This is a genomic window from Klebsiella sp. K5-45 (assembly GCF_030128605.1).
In the GTDB taxonomy this organism is placed as follows: domain Bacteria; phylum Pseudomonadota; class Gammaproteobacteria; order Enterobacterales; family Enterobacteriaceae; genus Klebsiella; species Klebsiella quasipneumoniae.
Map to the genome: position 1 here is coordinate 588,883 of NZ_JAKUZW010000001.1, position 22,555 is coordinate 611,437.

The 22,555-nt window shown below is 62.3% G+C and carries 22 protein-coding genes; 13 read left to right on the top strand and 9 right to left on the bottom strand.

The features are described from left to right. Positions 1-20 precede the first annotated feature (20 nt). From flhA to hypA, 6 genes are all read right to left on the bottom strand, one after another. A complete protein-coding gene (gene flhA, locus MKS11_RS02965) occupies positions 21-2,093 on the bottom strand; it encodes a formate hydrogenlyase transcriptional activator FlhA (protein ID WP_284109367.1) in 2,073 nt (690 codons plus the stop codon). Between the two features lie 235 nt (positions 2,094-2,328). After that, positions 2,329-3,339 (bottom strand): hydrogenase expression/formation protein HypE, encoded by a 1,011-nt coding sequence (gene hypE / locus MKS11_RS02970; protein WP_087770873.1) that lies wholly within the window; start codon positions 3,337-3,339, stop codon positions 2,329-2,331. Continuing rightward, entirely contained in the window at positions 3,336-4,457 is a 1,122-nt protein-coding gene (gene hypD, locus MKS11_RS02975) for a hydrogenase formation protein HypD (RefSeq protein WP_087770872.1), read from the bottom strand. Before hypD ends, hypE begins: the two co-directional genes overlap by 4 nt. Continuing rightward, positions 4,457-4,729, bottom strand: coding sequence for a HypC/HybG/HupF family hydrogenase formation chaperone (locus tag MKS11_RS02980; protein ID WP_062913540.1), 273 nt, complete (start codon positions 4,727-4,729; stop codon positions 4,457-4,459). The genes hypD and MKS11_RS02980 overlap by 1 nt, the downstream gene beginning before the upstream one ends. Further along, entirely contained in the window at positions 4,720-5,592 is an 873-nt protein-coding gene (hypB, locus tag MKS11_RS02985; RefSeq protein WP_004205643.1) for a hydrogenase nickel incorporation protein HypB, read from the bottom strand. The genes MKS11_RS02980 and hypB overlap by 10 nt, the downstream gene beginning before the upstream one ends. Positions 5,593-5,595: 3 nt before the next feature. Further along, the gene (gene hypA, locus MKS11_RS02990) at positions 5,596-5,940 is read right to left on the bottom strand and encodes a hydrogenase maturation nickel metallochaperone HypA (protein ID WP_004205644.1); all 345 of its coding nucleotides are present in this window, start codon (positions 5,938-5,940) and stop codon (positions 5,596-5,598) included. Between the two features lie 210 nt (positions 5,941-6,150). Between hypA and hycA the strand changes: the two genes are divergently transcribed. The 9 genes from hycA (at position 6,151) to hycI (ending at position 13,956) form a co-directional block, all read left to right on the top strand. Then, positions 6,151-6,600: a formate hydrogenlyase regulator HycA gene (hycA, locus tag MKS11_RS02995; RefSeq protein WP_004205645.1), complete on the top strand. Its 450-nt coding sequence runs from the start codon at positions 6,151-6,153 to the stop codon at positions 6,598-6,600. Between the two features lie 82 nt (positions 6,601-6,682). Further along, positions 6,683-7,291: a 4Fe-4S dicluster domain-containing protein gene (locus MKS11_RS03000; RefSeq protein ID WP_004205646.1), complete on the top strand. Its 609-nt coding sequence runs from the start codon at positions 6,683-6,685 to the stop codon at positions 7,289-7,291. After that, the gene (gene hycC / locus MKS11_RS03005) at positions 7,288-9,114 is read left to right on the top strand and encodes a formate hydrogenlyase subunit 3 (protein WP_065696870.1); all 1,827 of its coding nucleotides are present in this window, start codon (positions 7,288-7,290) and stop codon (positions 9,112-9,114) included. Before MKS11_RS03000 ends, hycC begins: the two co-directional genes overlap by 4 nt. A gap of 2 nt (positions 9,115-9,116) precedes the next feature. Next, a complete protein-coding gene (locus MKS11_RS03010; protein ID WP_004205648.1) occupies positions 9,117-10,040 on the top strand; it encodes a respiratory chain complex I subunit 1 family protein in 924 nt (307 codons plus the stop codon). A 17-nt stretch (positions 10,041-10,057) separates the two neighbouring features. Continuing rightward, positions 10,058-11,767 carry a formate hydrogenlyase subunit HycE gene (gene hycE, locus MKS11_RS03015; RefSeq protein ID WP_004205649.1) on the top strand — a complete coding sequence of 570 codons (1,710 nt, stop codon included), beginning with the start codon at positions 10,058-10,060 and terminating at the stop codon, positions 11,765-11,767. A 9-nt stretch (positions 11,768-11,776) separates the two neighbouring features. Further along, positions 11,777-12,319: a formate hydrogenlyase complex iron-sulfur subunit gene (locus MKS11_RS03020; RefSeq protein ID WP_048325491.1), complete on the top strand. Its 543-nt coding sequence runs from the start codon at positions 11,777-11,779 to the stop codon at positions 12,317-12,319. Next, complete coding sequence (locus MKS11_RS03025; RefSeq protein ID WP_100127360.1) at positions 12,319-13,086, top strand: NADH-quinone oxidoreductase subunit B family protein; 768 nt, start codon at positions 12,319-12,321, stop codon at positions 13,084-13,086. The genes MKS11_RS03020 and MKS11_RS03025 overlap by 1 nt, the downstream gene beginning before the upstream one ends. Next, the gene (locus MKS11_RS03030; RefSeq protein ID WP_043520704.1) at positions 13,083-13,493 is read left to right on the top strand and encodes a formate hydrogenlyase maturation HycH family protein; all 411 of its coding nucleotides are present in this window, start codon (positions 13,083-13,085) and stop codon (positions 13,491-13,493) included. Before MKS11_RS03025 ends, MKS11_RS03030 begins: the two co-directional genes overlap by 4 nt. Further along, a complete protein-coding gene (gene hycI, locus MKS11_RS03035; protein ID WP_023298125.1) occupies positions 13,486-13,956 on the top strand; it encodes a hydrogenase maturation peptidase HycI in 471 nt (156 codons plus the stop codon). Before MKS11_RS03030 ends, hycI begins: the two co-directional genes overlap by 8 nt. A gap of 11 nt (positions 13,957-13,967) precedes the next feature. Here hycI and MKS11_RS03040 read toward each other — a convergent pair whose 3' ends face one another. The 3 genes from MKS11_RS03040 to ascF all read right to left on the bottom strand — a co-directional run bounded on the left by MKS11_RS03040 (position 13,968) and on the right by ascF (position 17,336). Then, positions 13,968-14,261: a SymE family type I addiction module toxin gene (locus MKS11_RS03040; RefSeq protein ID WP_004205653.1), complete on the bottom strand. Its 294-nt coding sequence runs from the start codon at positions 14,259-14,261 to the stop codon at positions 13,968-13,970. Between the two features lie 181 nt (positions 14,262-14,442). Then, on the bottom strand, positions 14,443-15,867 hold the full coding sequence (locus tag MKS11_RS03045; RefSeq protein ID WP_023318986.1) for a 6-phospho-beta-glucosidase: 1,425 nt from the start codon (positions 15,865-15,867) through the stop codon (positions 14,443-14,445). A gap of 26 nt (positions 15,868-15,893) precedes the next feature. Then, positions 15,894-17,336 (bottom strand): PTS cellobiose/arbutin/salicin transporter subunit IIBC, encoded by a 1,443-nt coding sequence (gene ascF / locus MKS11_RS03050; RefSeq protein ID WP_284109368.1) that lies wholly within the window; start codon positions 17,334-17,336, stop codon positions 15,894-15,896. Positions 17,337-17,584: 248 nt separating this feature from the next. Between ascF and MKS11_RS03055 the strand changes: the two genes are divergently transcribed. From MKS11_RS03055 to MKS11_RS03070, 4 genes are all read left to right on the top strand, one after another. Continuing rightward, complete coding sequence (locus MKS11_RS03055; protein ID WP_017899639.1) at positions 17,585-18,598, top strand: LacI family DNA-binding transcriptional regulator; 1,014 nt, start codon at positions 17,585-17,587, stop codon at positions 18,596-18,598. 135 nt (positions 18,599-18,733) lie between these two features. After that, complete coding sequence (gene hydN, locus MKS11_RS03060; RefSeq protein WP_004205658.1) at positions 18,734-19,261, top strand: electron transport protein HydN; 528 nt, start codon at positions 18,734-18,736, stop codon at positions 19,259-19,261. 8 nt (positions 19,262-19,269) lie between these two features. Then, positions 19,270-21,504 (top strand): carbamoyltransferase HypF, encoded by a 2,235-nt coding sequence (gene hypF, locus MKS11_RS03065; RefSeq protein ID WP_101865468.1) that lies wholly within the window; start codon positions 19,270-19,272, stop codon positions 21,502-21,504. Further along, entirely contained in the window at positions 21,501-22,514 is a 1,014-nt protein-coding gene (locus MKS11_RS03070; RefSeq protein WP_017899641.1) for a HoxN/HupN/NixA family nickel/cobalt transporter, read from the top strand. Before hypF ends, MKS11_RS03070 begins: the two co-directional genes overlap by 4 nt. The last annotated feature ends 41 nt before the right edge of the window (positions 22,515-22,555 follow it).

A 22,555-nucleotide genomic window follows, 5' to 3' on the forward strand; every position in this document is an offset into this window, starting at 1 on the left:
CAAAGAGGGAGCGTGCGAGGCTACACCAGTTCGTCTTTATTAATGCCCAGCCGCTTCATGCGCGACAGGTGCGTGGTGCGCTTCAGCCCCAGCCGCTGGGCGGCGCCCTTCGGCCCGGCCACCACGCCGTTGCTCTCCTTCAGCACCCGGACGATCAGTTGATATTCATCTTCGCCTTCCTCAGGCAGGACCTCTGGCGACCGCGGAGGCTCGACGATATCCCGCTCCGGCAGGGAGAGCTGCAGCACGTTGCCGCGGGTCAGCAGGACTGCCCGTTCGATGACGTTTTCCAGCTCGCGCACGTTGCCCGGCCACTCCATGCGCGTCAGGGTGCGCAGGGTTTCCGCCGGGATGCTGTCGATATTGCGTCCCATGCGGCGGGCGATTTTGAAGGTAAACGCCTTCACCAGCAGCGGGATGTCGTCGGGACGCTCGCGCAGCGGCGGCAGGTGGATCGGGAACACGTTGAGCCGGTAGTAGAGATCGCTGCGGAATTCCCTGTCGATAACCATTTGCTTGAGATCGCGGTTGGTGGCGGCGATCAGTCGGACGTCGGTCTGGATCAGCTTGTTGCTCCCCAGGCGTTCGAACTCCTGCTCCTGGAGGACGCGCAGCAGCTTGGGCTGCAGCTCCAGCGGCATATCGCCCACTTCATCAAGGAACAGGGAGCTTTTGTCCGCCAGTTCGAAGCGGCCGATACGCTGGGCGCTGGCCCCGGTAAACGCGCCGCGTTCGTGGCCGAACAGATCGCTCTCCAGCAGCCCGGCGGGCATCGCGGCGCAGTTCATCTTCACCATCCGCCGACTGTTTCGTCCGCTGAGGTTATGAATGGCGCGGGCGATAAGCTCTTTACCGGTGCCGGTTTCGCCGAGGATCAGCACGGTGCTGTCGCTGTGGGCCACCATCTCGACCTGCTTGAGCACATTGTTCATCGCCTCGCTGCGGCCGATGATCTCCCCGAATTCGCTCTCGACATTGTTGAGCTGCTCGGTGAGGGCGAGGTTCTCATCCACCAGTCGCTCTTTCAGGCGCTGAATTTCGCGGTAGGCGAGGGCGTTATCGATAGCGATCGACACCCGCTCGGCGATCTGCCGCAGCAGCTTGAGATTGGTGGTGGTAAACACCTGTTCGTCGCACTGCGCCAGCTTCAGCACGCCGAGCAGAGTGTTGCCGGACATCAGCGGCAGCAGGCACAGGGTCTGGATCTTGTTGCCCCACATCTCGAAGAGCATTTTCTCGTACGGCGCGAGAGTGTCATGCTCGTGCAGGTTAAGCAGCAGCATCTCTTTGCTTTTGAACACCCGCTCGGTGAGGGTGCCGGCTTCATCCACCTCGCTCTGGTCGTGAACCGGATGGCTGGCGTCAAGATAGTGGGTGGAATAGATGTTGAGCTTCCCTTTGCGGTTGCTGCGCAGCACTACGCTGATGGCGTCGATCCGGAAGTAGCGATGGATCTCTTTCGCCACCTCGCTAACCAGCTCGTCGATATCCAGACGCGAGAGGACCGCGTTGGTGATCGCCACCAGGATGCGAAAGTTGTCGCGCTCGTGGCACAGCAGATCGTAATCGACGTTGTTGCTGACCCGGTTCTGAATCTGCTCGGTGACGACGGCGACGATCTGCGCGAAGGTATGCAGCCGCTGGAACTCTTTCTCGCTCCATGGCCGGTTGTCACGACGCAGAAATTCGCAACCGCCGAAGATCCGCCCGTCGGCCGCCAGCGGCAGCAGCGAATAGTACCCGAACGGGCGATAGATCCCGCTACGGATAAGCTGCGGCCAGGTGTCGGCAAAGGTCTCATGATCGCAATGCAGGGCATCCGGCCGGGAGAGTAAGCGGCGCACCGGACCGTGGGCGAGCACGGTTTCATCTTCGTAGCTCACCGGCTGGCCTGCCTCATCGCAGGCGTATCTGGCCGCGCGGTGGTTGCCGGCGTTCCACAGGATAATGGCCGCTTCGTCGGCCAGCGCGGACTGTTGCACCAGGCGGGTCAGGGTTTCGCTCAGCGCAGCCAGATCGGGCTGCTGTAATAAAAGCCGGGTGATATCAAACAGACCCTGCTGGCCGAGATCGCTCATCGGTGTATACGACATGGCTTACATCCAAAACGCGCCGGCAACGCGGCGCATAAGAAAATGATGGTACAAATAATAGTATGTTAATAAGGCGGTTGTGACCGCCGTTAACCCATCCGTGGGCGCCCGCTGGTTTGGGCGGGATACTCATGCTGGCTTTTCCCGGCTTACGCTGCGCTTAGCCGGGCTACAAGTGCGCGGAGTTTTGTAGCCGGATAAGGCGCCAGCCGCTATCCGGGCCCCGACGCCGTCGTTAACAAATTCTCGGCAGCGGCTCGGCGTGGGGAAGATCGAGCGTCCGCTTCACGCCGTACAGCCCGACGGAACGCACGCCCGGGCGGGCGACCACCTCGCCGATTATCGCCGCCTCGCATCCCAGGGCGTGAGACCGTAGATGCGTCAGCACATTTTCCGCTTCTTCGCGGGCGACGGCGATCACCAGCTTGCCTTCATTGGCGAAGTTCAGGGCGTCCAGTCCGAGCAGCTCGCAGACCCCGCGCACGGTGTCGTTGACCGGCAGCTTTGCCTCGTGCAGTTCAATGCCGCAGCCGCTGGCGACGGCGAACTCATGGGCGACGGCGTTGACGCCGCCGCGGGTGGCGTCGCGCAGGGCTTTTACGCCGCGCAGCGGCCGCAGGGTTTGGATCAGCGGCGTCAGCACCGCGCAGTCGCTGGACAGCGCGCCGTCGAGCCCCATCTGCTCACGCAGATTAAGGATGGTGGCGCCATGATCCCCCAGCGTGCCGCTGACCAGCAGCACATCGCCGGCGCTGATCTGCTGCGTCCCCCAGCGAACGTCCGCCGGGATGGTGCCGATGCCGGCGGTGTTGATAAACAGCTTATCCGCCGCGCCGCGCGGTACCACTTTGGTATCGCCGGTGACGATGGCGATCCCTGCCGCCCGAGCGGTATCGGCCATGCTGGCGACCACCGCTTCCAGGGTAGTCATCTCCAGCCCCTCTTCGAGAATAAACCCGCAGGAGAGATAGCGCGGGATGGCGCCGCTGACCGCCACGTCGTTGGCGGTACCGCAGACGGCCAGCTTGCCGATATTGCCGCCGGGAAAGAACAGCGGGTCAATTACATAGCTGTCGGTGGAGAAGGCGAGGCGATCCCCCTGAGCGGCAAGCGCCGCCAGATCGAGGCGCGCCTGATCCTCCTGCTCCGCCAGCCAGGGGTTGGCGAAAGCCTGCATAAACAGGTCGCCGATCAGCTGCTGCATTGCCTGACCGCCGCTACCGTGGGCTAACTGGACGCTTTTCATGCTTCATATTCCTGACTGCGATATAGATACCAGGCGGCGCAGGCCCCTTCCGAGGAGACCATCAGCGCGCCAAAGGCGCTTTGCGGATTGCAGGTGCTGGCGAAGAGCGGGCACTGGTGCGGTTTACAGCGACCGGTCAACACCTCGCCGCAGCGGGCGCGCGGGTCGTCGCACACGCGCTGCGGCGCCGGGCGGAAATGGGCCTCGGCATCGAAGCGCTGATAGGCCGGCGTGAGGTGCACGCCGGAGTCGCTGATGACCCCCAGACCGCGCCATTCGCTGTCGCCATCAAGGCAAAACACGTCGGCCATCGCCGCCTGTGCCAGCGGGTTGCCGGCATCCGGCACCACGCGACGGTACTGATTTTCCACTTCGCTACGCTGCGCTATTGTCTGCTCAACCAGCATCACCGCGCCTTGCAGTAGATCAAGCGGTTCGAAACCGGCGACCACTAACGGGCGATGATAGTTGCTGGCGATAAAGCCGTAGGCTTCGGTGCCGATCACCATACTGACGTGGCCGGGGGCGAGAAAGGCGTCGATACCGTTGTCCGGCTGATCCAGCAGACTGCGCAGGGTCGGCAGCAGGGTGATGTGCTGACAGAAAAAGAAGAAGTTTTCGACGTTGCGCTCCCGCGCCTGACGCAGGGTGAGGGCGGTGGCGGGCATGGTGGTTTCGAAACCGAGACCGAAAAAGACCACCTCACGCTGCGGGTTTTGCTGCGCCAGCCGCAGGGCGTCCATCGGCGAGTAAACGATGCGAACATCGGCGCCGCTGGCTTTCGCCTGCAGCAGTGAGCCGTTTTTGCCCGGCACGCGCATGGCGTCGCCGAAGGTACAGAAGATCACCCCCGGGCGGCTGGCAATCTCAATGCAGGCGTCGATGCGCCCCATCGGCAGGACGCACACTGGGCAGCCGGGCCCATGAATAAATTCGATATTCTCCGGCAACAGCTGGTCGAGCCCGAATTTAAAAATGGCATGAGTATGGCCGCCGCAGACCTCCATAATGCGCAGCGGACGCTGCGCGGTGTGCGGCAGCAGATGGGCACGCTGCTGAAGATGGGCCACCAGCTGCATGACCTGCTCGGGGGCGCGGTATTCGTCAACGTAACGCATTATCGCTCCTCGCCGTACAGCAGGGCGCCGACGTCCGGCTCCACGTCAAACATATTTTGCAGCGCCTCGAGCGTATCGAGCGCTTCGTCTTCATTAATCACGCTCATGGCGAACCCGACGTGCACCAGCACCCACTGGCCGAGACGCGGCTGACCCTGGTCGTCAACGGCGCCCACCAGCGTCAGGTCAACGTCGCGCTGAATGCCACAGACTTCCACCTTCGCCAGCACGCCGTCGATGGCGCAAATTTGTCCCGGAATGCCTATGCACATCGTTGCGTCTCCAGCCAGGTGAGCCACTGGTCCATGCCTTCGCCGCTGGTGGCGGAGAGGAGGATAATTTCAATATGCGGATTGACCTCGCGGGCGCAGGCCAGGCATTTATCCACGTCAAAGTTGAGATACGGCAGCAGGTCGACTTTGTTGAGCAGCATCAGGCTGGCGGCGGCGAACATATGCGGATACTTCAGCGGCTTGTCTTCGCCTTCTGTGACCGACAGTACCGCCACCTTATGGCGTTCGCCGAGATCAAAGCTCGCCGGGCAGACCAGGTTGCCGACGTTTTCAATAAACAGAATGCCGTGGTCAGCCAGCGGCAGTCGCGGGGCGGCGTCGGCGATCATCTGGGCGTCGAGATGGCAGCCTTTCCCGGTGTTGACCTGGATCGCCGGAGTGCCGGTGGCGCGAATGCGGGCGGCGTCATTGACCGTTTGCTGGTCGCCTTCGATCACCGCGCAGTCGGCACGCCCTTTCAGCCGGGTGAGGGTTTCGGTGAGCAGGGTGGTTTTGCCGGAGCCGGGGCTGGAAACCAGATTCAGCACCAGCTGCTGCTTTGCCGCAAAGCGCGCGCGGTTGCGCGCCGCCAGGCGGTTGTTTTTATCCAGCACGTCGATTTCCACTTCCAGCATCCGCCGCTGGCTCTGGCCCGGGGCGTGAGTCCCCGCTTCGCCATGGCCGTAATGCAGATCGCCCTCTGTCGTGCGGGTGGGGGCGAAGTGGTCAGTTTTGACGCCGGTGATGGTCATCGTCTGGCGTGGGGCGGGCGCGAAGGGGGCGCTGCGGAACGCGGAATGCGGGTTTCGTTCGTCTCCTTCAATATAGAGGTTGCCTTCGCCACAGCCGCATGTCGTACACATAATTTACTCCAATTCTAAACGCTGAATCTGTAAGCCGTCATCCGCCACGATCTGTAGCTGGTCGTTATTGCAGTGCGGGCAGCGGCGGACGTGCTGCGAGACAAGATGGACGTACTGCTGACAGCGTTCGCACCAGCATTCAGCCTGTTGTTCGGCGATATGCAGTTCACACCCCTCCGCCAGCGTGCCGCGGCAGACCAGCTCAAAGCAGAAGGTCAGGGCGCTGGCTTCGACGCAGGAAAATGCCCCGACCTTAAGCCACACGCCGGTCACCCGTCGCGCGCCGGCCTGCTGCGCCTGTTGTTCAATAATTTCCAGCGCCCGCTGGCTGAGGGTGATTTCGTGCATAGTCGCCTCCGTATCGCGATGCGCCTTTTATGCAATAACGATGCCAGAACAGACTCATGGCGGTGGGAAATGTCGATGACGACGCGCCGGGGCTGTCATCGACATGTCGCGTCGGCAGGAGATAAATATAAAAACATAATTAAATCAAATAAATAAAATGTGGCACGGAAAATGCTTAAACGGTGCATCTCATGCTACGGAGAAACCGATATGACTATTTGGGAAATAAGTGAAAAGGCGGATTACATCGCCGACCGTCACCGGCAGCAGCAGGAGCAGTGGCATATCTACTGTAACTCGCTGGTTCAGGGGATCACCCTGTCGAAAGCCCGCCTGCATCACGCGATGAGCTGCGCGCCGGACAAAGAGCTGTGCTTCGTGCTGTTCGGCCATTTTCAGGTGTTCGTCGCCCTGGCGGAAGGCTTCAACAGCCACACCATCGAATACTACGTCGAAAACAAAGGCGGCGGTGATAAGTATCTGATTGCTCAGGCCACGCTCGCCGCGGATGGCACTGTGGACGGGCGGATCAGCAACCGCTCCCGCGACCAGGTGCTGGAGCACTATCTGGCGATTATCGCCACCGTCTATGACCGTCTGTACGACGCCATGGAGCAAGACCAACCGGTGGACTTAAGCCATCTGGCTCTGACCCACTGATCGCAAGGTGTCGACATGTGTCGAAAATGACACCTGCGCAACCTGATTTCGTCAAAAGTGACTTTCACCCGAGGATGACCCGGTGAACCGTTTTGTAATTGCTGACTCCACTGTCTGTATCGGCTGCCGCACCTGCGAAGCCGCCTGCTCTGAGACGCATCGCCAGCATGGCCTGCAGGCGATGCCGCGGCTGCAGGTGATGCGTAATGAAAAAGAATCGGCACCGCAGATGTGCCACCACTGCGAAGACGCCCCCTGCGCCGCTGTCTGTCCGGTTAACGCCATCCAGCGCGTCGATGGCGCTGTCCAGCTCAACGAGAGCCTGTGCGTAAGCTGCAAACTGTGCGGCATCGCCTGCCCGTTTGGCGCGATCGAATTTTCTGGCAGCCGTCCGCTGGATATTCCGGCCAATGCCAATACCCGACTGGCGCCCCCCGCGCCGCCGGCGCCGGCCCGCGTCAGCTCGCTGCTCGACTGGGTGCCTGGGGTGCGCGCCATTGCCGTGAAATGCGACCTCTGCCACTTCGATGACCAGGGCCCGGCCTGCGTGCGGACCTGCCCGACCAAAGCGCTGATGCTGGTGGATAGCCGTGATATCGCCCTGGCCAGCAAGCGTAAACGCCAGCTGACCTTTAATACCGACCTTGGCGACTTGTCGCTGTTCCAGGCGCAACAGGGGGAGAGGGAATGAGTGTAATTGGATTAGTCAATCAGGCGGTGACATGGTACGCCGCCAGCGCCGTGCTGGCCTTTGTGTTTGCCATGCGTAAACCGCTCAGCGGCGCCATTGCCGGGATCGGCGGCGCGGTGGCCAGCGCCATGCTGGTGGTTGCCGGCGGCGCCGCGCTGTTGATGCCGGATCGGATCCACGGCGGCATGCTGCAGTTTCTCCATCTGACGATGCGGGTGGGCGGCGTGAACGCCCTGTGGCTGCTGGCCATTGGCCTGTCGGCGCTGCCGGTGTCGCTGTTTAACATTAGCTGGCATCGCCACCCGCAGGTGAAGGCCAACGGCCTGCTGGTCAACCTGCTGCTGGCCGCCGCCACCTGTGCGGTGGTGGTGACCAATATCGGCTCGCTGGTGGTGATGGCGGAGATCATGGCGCTCTGCGCGGCGTTTCTCACGGGCTGCGCCGCCTCCGGCAAGCTGTGGTTTGCCCTGGGTCGTCTCGGCACGTTGCTGATGGCCTGGACCTGCTGGCTGGTGTGGTCGACCTACGGCACCCTCGAGCTGGCGCAGATCAATCTTCAGGCGGTGGATATGATGCAGAGCCCGCTGCTGTGGCTGCCGGGGCTGGCGGGGTTCGCCCTGCTGGCGGGGGCTATCCCGCTGCACGGCTGGGCGCCGCAGGCGCACGCCGGGGCCAGCGCGCCGGCCGCCGCGCTGTTTTCCACTGTGGTCATGAAGGTCGGTCTGTACGGCATGTTAACCGTTTCGCTGGCCGGCGGCGTGCCGCCGCTGTGGTGGGGCGTGATGCTGCTGGTGCTGGGGATGATCACCGCCTTTATCGGCGGGCTGTATGCGTTGATGGAACATAACATTCAGCGCCTGCTGGCCTATCACACCCTGGAGAACATCGGCATTATCCTGCTGGGGCTGGGCGCCTTCGTCACCGGCGTGGCCACCCGCAACAGCACGCTGATGGTGCTGGGTTTCATCGGTGGCATGTATCACCTGATTAACCACAGCCTGTTCAAAACTACGCTGTTCCTCGGCGCCGGGGCGGTGTGGTTCCGCACCGGCCATCGCGATATCGAGAAGCTGGGCGGCATCGGTAAAAAAATGCCGCTGATCTCCCTCGCCATGCTGGTGGGGCTGATGGCGATGGCGGCCCTGCCACCGCTGAACGGCTTCGCCGGCGAGTGGGTTATCTACCAGTCCTTCTTCAAAATGAGCACCAGCGACCTGTTTATTGGCCGTCTTCTGGGGCCGCTGCTGGCGGTCGGCCTGGCGATCACCGGCGCGCTGGCGGTGATGTGTATGGCCAAAGTCTATGGCGTCACCTTCCTCGGCGCGCCGCGGAGCAAAGAGGCGGAAAACGCCACCTGCGCCCCCTGGCTGATGACCCTGAGCGTGGTCATGGCGGCGGTCTTCTGCCTCGTTGGCGGCATCGCCGCGCCGTGGCTGCTGCCGCTGGTGAGCGGTGCCTTCCCGCTGCAGGCCCAGGTGTCGAGCGTGGTGTCGCAGCCGATGATCGCGCTGCTGCTTATCGCCTGCCCGCTGCTGCCGTTCTTGTTGATGATCTTCTTTAAAGGCGATCGCCTGGCGGCGCGCTCGCGCGGCGCGGCCTGGGTCTGCGGCTACGATCACGAACAGTCGATGGTGGTCACTGCCCACGGTTTCGCCATGCCGGTGAAAGAGGCCTTTGCGCCGCTGCTGAAGCTGCGTCACTGGCTGAATCCGGTGCGTCTGGTGCCGGGCTGGCGATCGGCCTCGGCGCCAGCGCTGCTGCGCGGAATGGCGCTGGTTGAGCTGGCGGTGCTGGTGGTGATTGTCATTTCGCGAGGAGCCTGAGAATGAGTTTGTTAATTGCATTGCTACAGGCGCTGGCGCTGTTTGCCGTCGCGCCGCTGTTATCCGGGATCGTTCGCGTCGCCCGCGCGCGGCTGCATAACCGCCGCGGTCCGGGCGTGCTGCAGGAGTATCGGGATATCCTGAAACTGCTGGGCCGCCAGAGCGTCGGTCCCGACGCCTCGGGCTGGGTGTTCCGCCTGACGCCGTACGTCATGGTGGGCGTGATGCTGACCATCGCCACCGCCTTGCCGGTGGTGACGGTGGACTCTCCGCTGCCGGTGCTTGGGGATCTCATCACCCTGATCTACCTGTTCGCCATCGCCCGTTTCTTCTTCGCGATTTCCGGTCTGGACACCGGCAGCCCATTTACCGCGCTGGGCAGCAGCCGCGAAGCGATGCTCGGCGTGCTGGTGGAGCCGATCCTGCTGCTGGGCCTGTGGGTCGCCGCGCAGGTCGCCGGCTCGACGCACATCAGCACCATTACCGATACCCTTTATCACTGGCCGGCAGCGCGCAGCATTCCCTTGATTCTGGCGCTGTGCGCCTGCGCCTTCGCCACCTTTATCGAGATGGGCAAACTGCCGTTCGATCTGGCGGAAGCGGAGCAGGAGCTGCAGGAGGGGCCGCTTTCCGAGTACAGCGGTAGCGGCTTTGGCATCCTGAAGTGGGGCATCAGCCTCAAACAGCTGGTGGTGCTGCAGATGTTTGTCGGGGTCTTTTTCCCGTGGGGCCAGATGACCAGCTTCAGCGTCGGCGGCCTGCTGCTGGCGCTGGTGGTGGCCGTCGTCAAGCTGGTGGTGGGCGTGCTGATCATCGCGCTGTTCGAGAACAGCATGGCGCGTCTGCGTTTTTGTGCCACCTCCCGCGTCACCTGGGCCGGGTTTGGTTTTGCCTTTTTAGCCTTCGTCTCCTTGCTGGTGGCGTGATTTAAGAGAGTTTGAGCATGTCTGAAGAAAAAATCGGTCAACACTATCTTGCGGCGCTGCACCAGGCCTTTCCGGGCGTGGTGCTGGACGAAGCCTGGCAGACCAAAGACCAGTTAACCATCACCGTGAAGGTCAATTACCTGCCGGAAGTGGTGGAGTTTCTCTACTACCAGCAGGGCGGCTGGCTGTCGGTGCTGTTCGGCAACGATGAACGTAAGCTGAACGGCCACTACGCGGTCTATTACGTACTGTCGATGGAGCAGGGCACCAAATGCTGGATCACCGTGCGCGTGGAAGTGGACGCCAACAAACCGGAATACCCGTCGGTGACGCCGCGCGTGCCGGCGGCGGTGTGGGGCGAGCGCGAAGTGCGCGACATGTACGGCCTGGTGCCGGTCGGCCTGCCGGACGAACGCCGGCTGGTGCTGCCGGACGACTGGCCGGACGAACTCTATCCGCTGCGTAAAGACAGCATGGACTACCGCCAGCGTCCGGCGCCGACCACCGACGCCGAAACCTACGAGTTCATCAACGAGCTCGGCAGCAAGAAAAACAACGTGGTGCCGATCGGCCCGCTGCACGTCACTTCCGATGAGCCCGGCCATTTCCGCCTGTTCGTTGACGGTGAGAACATTATCGATGCCGATTACCGTCTGTTCTATGTCCACCGCGGCATGGAGAAACTGGCGGAAACCCGCATGGGTTATAACGAAGTGACTTTCCTGTCTGACCGCGTGTGCGGCATCTGCGGCTTCGCCCACAGTACCGCTTATACCACCTCGGTGGAGAACGCGATGGGCATCGTGGTGCCGGAGCGGGCGCAGATGATCCGCGCCATTCTGCTGGAGGTGGAACGCCTGCATTCGCACCTCCTGAACCTTGGTCTGGCCTGCCACTTCACCGGCTTCGACTCAGGCTTTATGCAGTTCTTCCGCGTGCGCGAAACCTCGATGAAGATGGCGGAGATCCTCACCGGCGCGCGTAAAACCTACGGTCTGAACCTGATCGGCGGCATCCGCCGCGACCTGCTGAAAGAGGACATGATCCAGACCCGTCAGCTGGCGCAGCAGATGCGTCGCGATGTGCAGGAGCTGGTGGATATGCTGCTCAGCACCCCGAACATGGAGCAGCGCACCGTCGGCATTGGCCGGCTGGACCCGGAAATCGCCCGCGACTTCAGTAACGTTGGCCCGATGGTGCGCGCCAGCGGCCACGCCCGCGATACCCGCGCCGACCATCCGTTCGTCGGCTACGGCCTGCTGCCGATGGAAGTCCACAGCGAGCAGGGCTGCGACGTGATCTCCCGCCTCAAGGTGCGGATCAACGAGGTTTATACCGCGCTGAACATGATTGATTACGGTCTCGATAACCTGCCCGGCGGTCCGCTGATGGTGGAAGGGTTCACCTATATCCCGCACCGCTTCGCGCTGGGCTTCTCCGAGGCGCCGCGCGGCGACGATATCCACTGGAGCATGACCGGCGACAACCAAAAACTGTACCGCTGGCGCTGCCGGGCGGCGACCTACGCCAACTGGCCGACCCTCCGCTATATGCTGCGCGGCAATACCGTTTCCGATGCGCCGCTGATCATCGGCAGCCTCGACCCGTGCTACTCCTGTACCGACCGCATGACCGTGGTCGATGTACGCAAGAAGAAGAGCAAAGTGGTGCCGTACAAAGAGCTGGAGCGCTATAGCATCGAGCGTAAAAACTCGCCGCTGAAATAAGGAATCGCCATGTTTACCTTTATTAAAAAAGTCATTAAGACCGGCACCGCGACGCACGCCTACCCGCTGGAGCCGATGCCGGTAGATAAAAACTTCCGCGGCAAGCCGGAGCATAACCCGCAGCAGTGTATCGGCTGCGCGGCCTGCGTGAATGCCTGCCCATCGAACGCCCTGATGGTCGAGACCGATCTGGCCACTAACCAGCTGGCGTGGCAGTTCAACCTCGGGCGCTGCATCTTCTGCGGCCGCTGCGAAGAGGTCTGCCCGACGGCGGCGATTAAGCTGTCGCCGGAGTATGAGCTGGCGGTGTGGAAGAAAGAGGATTTCCTTCAGCAGTCGCGCTTCGCTATCTGCCACTGCCGGGAGTGCCAGCGGCCGTTCGCGGTGCAGAAGGAGATCGACTACGCCATCGCGCTGCTCAAGCATAACGGCGATACCCGCGCCGAGCTGCACCGCGAAAGCTTCGAAACCTGCCCGGAATGCAAGCGCCAGAAATGTCTGGTGCCGTCCGATCGTATTGAACTGACCCGCCACATAAGGGAGGCCAGCTGATGAGCACTTTACTTGGCCCGCGCGATGAAAACGGCATTCCGGTGCCAATGACGATGGATGAATCCATCGCCAGCATGAAGGCCTCGCTGCTGAAGAAAATTAAACGTTCGGCCTACGTCTACCGCGTCGACTGCGGTGGTTGTAACGGTTGCGAAATCGAAATCTTCGCCACCCTTTCGCCGCTGTTCGACGCTGAACGCTTCGGGATTAAGGTTGTGCCTTCGCCGCGCCATGCCGATATCCTGTTGTTTACCGGGGCGGTGACCCGCGCGATGCGCTCCCCGGCGCTGCGAGCCTGGCAGTCGGCGCCGGATCCGAAGATCTGTATCTCCTACGGCGCCTGCGGCAACAGCGGCGGCATCTTTCACGACCTGTACTGCGTCTGGGGCGGTACCGATAAAATCGTACCGGTCGATGTCTATATTCCGGGCTGCCCGCCGACGCCCGCCGCCACCCTGTACGGCTTCGCCATGGCCCTCGGCCTGCTGGAGCAGAAAATTCACGCCCGCCTGCCGGGCGAGCTTGACGAACAGCCGACCGAGCTGCTGCACGCCGATATGGTACAACCCCTGCGGGTGCGCATCGACCGCGAAGCGCGGCGTCTGGCGGGCTATCGCTATGGCCGGCAGATTGCTGACGACTATATGCGTCTGCTCGGCCAGGGCGACAGCCAGGTGCTGCGCTGGCTGGAGGCGGAAAAAGATCCGCGTCTGACCGAGATCGTCACCCATCTCAACCAGGTGGTCGAGGGGGCGCGTATCCGATGAGCGAGACGGTGGTGTTCAGTCAGCTGAGCCGTAAATTTATTGATGAGAACGACGCCACGCCGGATCAGGCGCAGCAGGTGGTCTATTACAGCCTGGCGATTGGCCACCACCTCGGCGTTATCGACTGTCTTGAGGCGGCGCTGAGCTGCCCGTGGGAGGCGTATCTGGCGTGGATCGCCACCCTTGAGGCTGGGAGCGTCGCGCGGCGCAAAATGGAGGGCGTGCCGAAGTATGGCGAAATCGTCATCGACAGCAGCCATGTGGCGATGCTGGCCAACGCCTTTGATAAAGCGCAGTCCGCGCAGACCCCGCAGCAGCAGGCGTGGAGCAAAGCGATGCTCAGCATGCTGCATGATATTCACCAGGAGAGCGCCATCTATCTGATGGTGAGGAGATTACGTGACTGACGTTTTACTCTGTGTTGGCAACAGTATGATGGGCGACGACGGCGCCGGACCGTTGCTGGCGGAGATGTGCGCGGCGAACCCGGCCGGCCAGTGGGTGGTCATCGACGGCGGCAGCGCGCCGGAAAACGACATCGTGGCGATCCGCGAATTACGCCCCGAACGCCTGCTGATTGTTGATGCCACCGACATGGGCCTTAACCCCGGCGACATTCGCGTCATCGACCCCGACGACATCGCCGAGATGTTTATGATGACCACCCATAACATGCCGCTCAACTATCTGGTCGATCAGCTGAAAGAGGACGTCGGCGAGGTGATCTTCCTCGGCATTCAGCCGGATATCGTCGGTTTTTATTATCCGATGACCCAGCCGGTGAAAGAGGCCGTTGCCCGGGTGTACCAGCAGCTGGCAGACTGGCAGGGTCAGGGCGGCTTTGCCCGGCTGGAGGCCGCAGACGATTAACCCTGCGGCGATCAGGGCTCCCCGACGGCGCGCGACTGGCCTGCCGGGAGCCCCGTTACCGGCGGCGCCAGCTCAAGATTCTCTATCACTAATTTACCGGGCGACACCGAGACTCTGACCTGCGTGCCGACCGGAAATCCCGCCTGCTCCAGCCAGTCGCCGTTCAGGCTCAGGGCCGCGTGGCGGGTGTAGCGCCGCGTCTCCCGCGTTTTGCGGTTCTCATGGCGTTTTCTGACATAACCCACGGTTAACTGGCGAATGGCCCTGACGATCCCTCTGGCTGCGGGGGGCTGCTGTGCGTTCATGATTTGCTCCTTGCTGAAGATACCCCTGAAAATATACTGGATAAAATACCAGTTGTTGTGAACGGGAGGCAAACCAGAAACTGGAATCAGGCTCGAGAAAAAAACATGTAATGGATGCAACAGAAAGCAGACGCCCGTCCCCCGGTCAGCGCAGGGAGACGGGCGAGCGCCGGAGACGCGCTTAGTCGAGGTCGGCGCCGTTGCTGGCTATCACCTTCTGGTACCAGAAGAACGACTTTTTACGCTTGCGCGCCAGCGTGCCGTTGCCGGCGTCGTCGCGATCGACATAGACAAAGCCGTAGCGTTTGCTCATCTCGCCGGTTGACGCCGAGACCAGATCGATACAGCCCCAGCTGGTGTAACCCAGCACCGGAATACCGTCGCCGATGGCGTCGCGCATCGCCTTGATGTGCTCGCGCAGGTAACTGATGCGATAGTCGTCATTGATCTCGCCCCTGGCGTCGATCTCGTCCCGGGCGCCGAGCCCGTTTTCCACCAGGAACAGCGGCTTCTGATAGCGGTCGTACATCATGTTCATGGTGATACGCAGACCCAGCGGGTCGATGCCCCAGCCCCATTCACTGGCCGGAATGTGCGGGTTCTTCAGCGACTTGACGATATTGGCGGCATTGGTGTTGCTGGCGTTCATCTCCGCCGAGGCGCAGCGTGAGGCGTAGTAGCTAAAGGAGACGAAATCGACGGTGTTTTTGAGGATCTCGTCATCGCCCGGCTGCTTCGCAATGGTGACCCCCTTTTCCCGGAACACCCGCGCGGCCCACACCGGGTAGGCGCCGCGCGCCTGGACGTCAATAAAGAACAGATTTTCGCGGTCCTTCTCCAGCGCCATCCAGACATCTTCCGGCTTGCAGGAGTAAGGGTAGAAATTACCGCCCGCCAGCATGCAGCCGACCTGATTTTGCGGGTTTATCTCGTGGGCGATTTTTGTCGCCAGCGCGCTGGCCACCAGCTCGTGATGCGCGGCCTGGTACTTCACCTGCTCCTGGTTTTCTCCCTCTTCAAACACCAGACCGGCGCCGGAGTAGGGGCTGTGCAGCATGATATTGATTTCATTGAAGGTGAGCCAGTATTTCACCAGACCGTCAAAAGCTTCAAAGCAGGTGCGGGCGTAGTGGCTGAAGAAATCGACCATTTTGCGGTTGCGCCAGGAGCCGTACTCCATCACCAGGTGCATCGGCACGTCAAAATGGCACAGCGTGACCAGCGGCTCGATACCGTGCTTTTTGCACTCTTCGAACAGCGAGCGATAGAAGGCGATGCCCTGCGGATTCGGCTGCTGCTCGTCGCCGCGCGGGAACAGGCGGCTCCAGGCGATGGAAGTGCGAAAGACGCTGAACCCCATCTCCGCCATCAGGGCGATATCTTCCTTGTAGCGGTGGTAGAAATCGATCGCCTCGTGGCTGGGGTAGAATTCGTCTTCGCGAAGCGTGAAGCGCTTCTCCAGGCCTAATTTTACCGGCAGACGGTGGGCGCCGTGGGGGAGGGTATCCACGGTGGCCATCCCTTTCCCCCCTTCGCGCCATGCGCCTTCAGACTGGTTGGCGGCCAGTGCGCCGCCCCATAAAAATCCCTGTGGGAAACTCGCCATGCGTTACCTCGTTATCAATGATGTGTTCAGGCGTGGGTTGCCTGGGCCTGGGCCTGGCGCGCTCGGGCGTCGGCGGCGGCCTGTTCAACGGGAATATCTTCAAAGCCGAGGATCAGCGTCAGGGCAAACGACAGCACTACCGACAGCGCCATCACGCCAAACACCCAGACGATGGTCATTGGATTGGCTGGATCGAAAAACTGCACGCTGGTGAACAGCCCCGGCGCCGCCATCGAGTGGCTGGCCAGTCCGGCGATACCCGCCACCGCGCCGCAGATAAAGCCGCTGATCAAGCTGGCGATCAGCGGGCGTTTCAGGCGCACCGCCACGCCGTACAGCGCCGGTTCGGAAATCCCGGCCAGAATCGCCGATGCCGCGGCGGCCAGCGCCGTCTGGCGCAGTTCCGGGTTTTTGGTTTTCCACGCCACCGCCAGCGAAGAGCCGCCGAGCGACAGGTTAGCGCCGATCTCCGACGGCATTACCATGCCCTCTTTGCCGGTTTCGGCGATGGTCTGAATGATGGTCGGCGTAAAGACCCGGTGCATGCCGGTCATCACCAGCAGCGGCCACAGCCCGCCCATGATCGCCACCGACAGCCAGCCGAGATAGCTGTGGATCGTATAGACCAGCGCGGAAATGGCGCTACCGATCCAGATGCCGAGCGGGCCAATCAGCAGGATCGCCAGCGGGGCGGCGATCAGCACGATCAGCATTGGCTTAAGGAAGTTTTTCGTCACCGCCGGGGTAATGCGATCCACCCAGCGTTCGATATACGACAGGCACCAGGTCATCACCAGCGCCGGGATCACCGTGTAGGTGTATTTCACCGCGGTCACCGGGATAAAGGCAAATTCAACGTGTTCGCCCTGAGCGGCTTTGGCCATTAATTCGATAAACCCGGGATGCACCAGCACCCCGGCGATAGCGATGGCCAGCGACATATTGGTTTTGAATTTCACCGCCGCGGAGGCGGCCACCATCAGCGGCAGGAAGAAAAATGCGCCGTCGCCGATAAGCGTCAGGAGGGTCAGCGTCGGCGAGCCTTTCGGCAACGCGCCGCTCATCTCAAGGATCATCGCCAGCAGCTTGGCCATCGATCCGCCGATAATCGCCGGGATCAGCGGCGACATGGTGCCGATCAGCGCGTCAAGGATCCCGGCGCCGATGCGTTTCAGGGTGACCGGCGCTTTGCCCTGCGGCTCGACCGGGCGCAGGTCGCCGGGCAGCAGATTCACCACCTCGCGATAGGCCTGTGAGACCGTGTTGCCGATGATCACCTGGCACTGGTTATCGCTGCGCACGACGCCGAGCACCCCGGTCAGGCCTTTCAGTGTAGGGCTATCGACCTGTTCGTTGTCTTTGACCACGAAACGCAGACGAGTCATGCAGTGGGTCACGGCGACGACGTTATCGACTCCGCCTAATGCCGCGACTATCTGTTGCGCCAGGGCTGCATAATTTTTCGACATCGGATTTTATCCTGTTTATCAATAGGGTACTGATCTGTTACCGCGCCGCATCGCCGGGCGATACCATGCTTTATAGGAAACCGGTTCCACAAAATCATGGTGAGTTTCATTTGATTGCACAAGAAATAAAAAAATATGATCTCAGTTTTGTGATTTTGATCGCTAATCGTCGCGGTGAGCAGGGGAGTGCTGTAAAAGCGGGAAACGTGCAGTACACTGCCTGCAACTTTTGCAACAGGAAGAATCACATGGCAACGATGCTGGAGGTCGCTAAGCGCGCGGGGGTATCGAAGGCGACCGTGTCGCGGGTGCTGTCGGGCAACGGCTATGTCAGCCAGGAGACCAAAGACCGGGTGTTTAAGGCGGTGGCGGAGAGCGGCTACCGACCGAATCTGCTGGCGCGCAACCTGGCGACCAAAACCACGCAAACCCTCGGCCTGGTGGTGACCAATACCCTGTACCACGGCGTCTATTTCAGCGAGCTGCTGTATCAGGTGGCGCGGATGACCGAGGACAAGGGGCGGCAGCTGATCCTCGCGGATGGCAAGCACAGCGCGCAAGAGGAGCGGGAGGCGATCCAGTACCTGCTGGATCTGCGCTGCGATGCGATCATCATCTACCCGCGTTTTCTCACTGTCGACGAGATGGATGAGATCGTTGAGAACCACTCGCAGCCGATCATGGTGCTTAACCGCCGCCTGCGCCGCCACGCCAGCCACTGCGTCTGGTCCGATCAAAAAGCGTCGGCGATGCGGGTGGTGGAGCGGCTGATTGCCCTGGGCCACCGCGATATCGCTTTTATTACCGGCTCCCTTGACTCGCCCACCGGCGTTGAGCGTCTTGCCGGCTACAAAGACGCGTTGGCTGGCCACGGCATTACCCTGAACGAGGCGCTCATTGCCGAAGGGCGCTGGACGCCGGAAACCGGCGCGGCGGCAGTGGAGAGCCTGCGTCAGCGCGGGGTGACCTACAGCGCGCTGGTGGCAAGCAATGACGATATGGCCATCGGGGCGATGAAGCAGCTTCACCAGCTGGGCATTAAGGTGCCGGAGCAGGTCTCGGTGGTGGGGTTTGACGATATTGTGCTGGCGCCGTACATGGTGCCGTCGCTCGCCAGCGTCCGGGTGCCGGTGACGGAGATGATTAAAGAGAGCATTAATCGCCTGATATTTATGCTCGATGGCGGGGAATTCAATGTTCAGCAGAGCTTCCCAGGGGCGCTGATCGAGCGTGAGTCGCTGGTGGCGGGTCCCTGCGCCTGACGTCGTCAGCTGTCATCGTCACTACTGACGATGACAGCGCATCACCGATTAAAATCTATTTATTATCAATAATATAAAAATTGGAACGTATTATGCATACTCCGGCGCCTAACCCTCTTACTGCTGGAGAAATGGATGAACCGTTTCATTATCGCCGATGCGAGCAAATGCATCGGCTGTCGCACTTGCGAAGTGGCCTGCGTGGTGTCCCATCAGGAACATCAGGACTGCGCCTCCCTGACGCCGCACACCTTTCAGCCGCGTATTCATGTGATAAAAGGGGTCAATGTCTCCACGGCCACCGCCTGCCGTCAGTGTGAGGACGCTCCCTGCGCCAACGTCTGCCCGAACGGCGCTATCAGTCGCGATAAAGGCTTTGTTCACGTGATGCAGGAGCGCTGCATCGGTTGCAAAACCTGCGTCGTCGCCTGCCCGTACGGGGCGATGGAGGTAGTGGTGCGGCCGGTGATCCGCCATAGCGGCGCCGGACTGAACGTCGTGGCGGAAAAAGCCGAAGCCAACAAGTGCGATCTCTGCTTCCACCGCGACAGCGGCCCGGCCTGCATGGAGGTCTGCCCGACGCACGCCCTGGTCTGCGTAGACCGCAACAAGCTGGAGCAGATGAACCAAGAGAAACGTCGCCGCACGGCGCTGGCCTGGTAACCTCTGGCATGAACGGGGTGCAAATCCGCATTCGCGGTAAGGTGCAGGGGGTGGGGTTCCGCCCCTTTGTCTGGCAGCTGGCTCAGAGGCAGGCTCGCTGCGGCGATGTCTGTAACGACGGCGAGGGCGTTCTGGTGCGGCTGGCCGGGGGCGATGACGGTTTTACTGCCGCCCTCGCTGCCCACTGCCCGCCGCTGGCGCGGGTCGACAGCGCCGACTGCGCCCCTTATCGCTGGGCGGCTCCGCCGCAGGGCTTCACCATCCGTGAGAGCGGGGCGGGGCGGATGCGCACCCAGATCGTGCCCGATGCCGCGACCTGCCCGGCGTGCCTCGCGGAGATGAATAATCCCCGGGCGCGCCGCTATCGCTACCCCTTTATCAACTGCACCCACTGCGGGCCGCGGTTGACCATCATTCGTGCCATGCCTTACGACCGGCCTCTTACCGCGATGGCGCCGTTTCCGCTCTGTCCGCCCTGCGAGGCGGAATACCGCGATCCCGCCGATCGCCGCTTTCACGCCCAGCCGGTGGCCTGCCCCGACTGCGGGCCGCGGCTGGAGTGGCGGGCCCAGGGTGAAGTGCGGCGCGGTGAGGCGGCGCTGCAGGCGGCTATCGCCCGGCTGGCGGCGGGCGACATCGTGGCGATAAAAGGCGTCGGCGGCTTTCATCTGGCCTGCGACGCCGGCAACCCCGCTGCTGTTGCCACGCTGCGGGCGAGGAAACACCGTCCGGCGAAACCGCTGGCGGTGATGCTGCCCTCTGCGGCGGGGTTACCTGCCGACGCCGTGGCGCTGATGGACTCCCCGGCGGCGCCCATCGTACTGATTAGCAAAGCGCAGGTCTCCGGCCTGTGCGACGAGATTGCGCCAGGGCTTGCGGAAGTTGGGGTGATGCTGCCGTCTAATCCGCTGCAGCATTTGCTTCTGCAGGCGCTGGCGCGCCCTATCGTGATGACCTCCGGCAACCTTAGCGGCCGCCCGCCGGCGTTAAGTAATACTGAAGCACTCAACGACTTAGCCGACATCGCCGACGGCTTTTTGCTCCATAACCGCGACATCGTGCAGCGGCTGGATGATTCTCTGGTGCGCTCGAGCGGAGAAATGCTGCGCCGCGCCCGGGGCTATGTCCCGGATGCGCTGCCGCTGCCGCCGGGTCTGGACAAGGTGCCGCCGCTGCTGGCGCTGGGCGCGGACATGAAAAACACCTTCTGCCTGGCGCGCGGGGGCGAAGCGGTTCTCAGCCAGCACTTCGGCGATCTTGGCGAGGAGGGCGTCGAGCAGCAGTGGCGCAGCGCGCTGCAGCTGATGCAGAACATCTTCGCCTTTGCGCCGCAGCGGGTGGTGGTTGACGCCCATCCTGGCTATCGATCGACGCAGTGGGGAGCGGCTCTGCCGCTGCCGGTGGAGACCGTGCTGCATCACCATGCTCACGCTGCGGCGTGCCTGGCAGAGCACCGCTGGCCGCTCGACGGCGGAGACGTTATCGCCCTGATCCTCGACGGAATCGGCATGGGGGAGAACGGCGCGCTATGGGGAGGGGAGTGCCTGCGGGTTAACTATCGCCAGTGCGAACATCTCGGCGGGCTGCCGGCTGTCGCCCTGCCGGGCGGCGACCTGGCGGCGCGTCAGCCGTGGCGTAATCTGCTGGCTCAGTGCCTGGCTTTTGTCCCTGACTGGCAGGATTACCCGCAGACCGGTACGCTGCGCCAGCGCAACTGGCCGCTGCTGGCGCAGGCCATCGACCGCGGTATTAACGCGCCGCGCGCCTCGTCCTGCGGACGGCTGTTTGATGCCGTCGCCTGCGCGCTGGACTGCGCCCCGGAGAGCCTGAGCTATGAGGGGGAGGCGGCCTGTCGGCTGGAGGCGCTGGCCGCCAGCTGCCCCGGCGTCAGCCATCCGGTCACGCTGCCGTGGCGCGGCAATGCGCTGGACCTGGCCACCTTCTGGCGACAGTGGCTGCGCTGGCAGGCGAGCCCGGCGCAAAAAGCCTGGGCATTTCATGACGCCCTGGCCAGCGGACTGGCGGCGATGGCCCGCGACTGTGCGACTGCCCGCGGCATCGACACGATTGTCTGCAGCGGTGGGGTGCTGCATAACCGTCTGCTGGCGGCGCGATTGACCTTTTATCTGGCGGATTTTACTCTGCTGTTTGCGCAGCAGTTGCCGGCCGGCGACGGCGCAATCGCCTATGGTCAGGCGGTGATCGCCGCCGCTCGCGTTCAGGCTCAAGGAACACAACAATGATAATGACAGTTTTACGCCAGCAGCCGCGCGCCGCGGGCCTGGTGTTGGGGTTGATCGCGGCGAACTTACTGGCCTGGTGCTGGGCGCTGCAGGCCTTTGGCGACAGCGGCGCGCTAATGGCCGCCAGCCTGCTGGCCTGGGGCTACGGCCTGCGCCACGCAGTGGACGCCGATCATATCGCGGCGATTGATAACGTCACCCGCAAGATGATGCAGCAGGGGCGGCGGCCCTTCGCCGTCGGGGCCTGGTTCTCGCTGGGCCACTCGTCGATTGTGGTGCTGGCCTCGGCAGCGATTGCCGCTACCGCCACGGCCTTCAGCGCGCAGATGAACTGGCTGCACGACACCGGTAGCGTCATCGGCACCGCTGTGTCGGCGCTGTTTCTGCTGGCGATGGCCTTTATCAACCTGGTGATATTGCGCAGCGTCTGGCGTAGCTTTCGGGCGTGGAAGCGGGGTGAGCCGTTGAGCGACGAGATCGTCAGCGGCGGCGGGGTGATGAGCTGGCTGTTTGGCAAAACCTTTCGTCTGGTCAGCCGTAGCTGGCAGATGTACCTGGTCGGTTTCCTGTTCGGCCTCGGGTTTGATACCGCCACCGAAATCGGCGTGCTGGGCATCTCCGCCGCCGGCGCGTCGAGCGGGATTTCCGTCTGGTCGATTATGGTCTTCCCGGCGCTGTTCGCCAGCGGCATGGCGCTGGTGGACACCCTCGATAACGTGCTGATGGTCGGCGCCTACGGCTGGGCGTTCAGCAAGCCGCAGCGCAAGCTTTACTACAACATGACCATCACCGGCACTTCGGTGGTGGTGGCGCTGTTTATCGGCGGCCTGGAAGCGCTGGGTCTGCTGATGGATAAGTTTGCGCTCAGCGGCGGAATATGGCGCTGGGTAGGGGCGTTAAACGACAACCTCGGCGACGCCGGGTTTGTGGTGGTCGGGCTGTTTGTCGCCTGTTGGGCGCTGTCGGTGCTCAATTATCGCTGGCGCGGCTACGATAATCTGGCGCGTTAGGTTCAGCATTTTCCCGGCTTGCGCTGCGCTAAGCCGGGCGA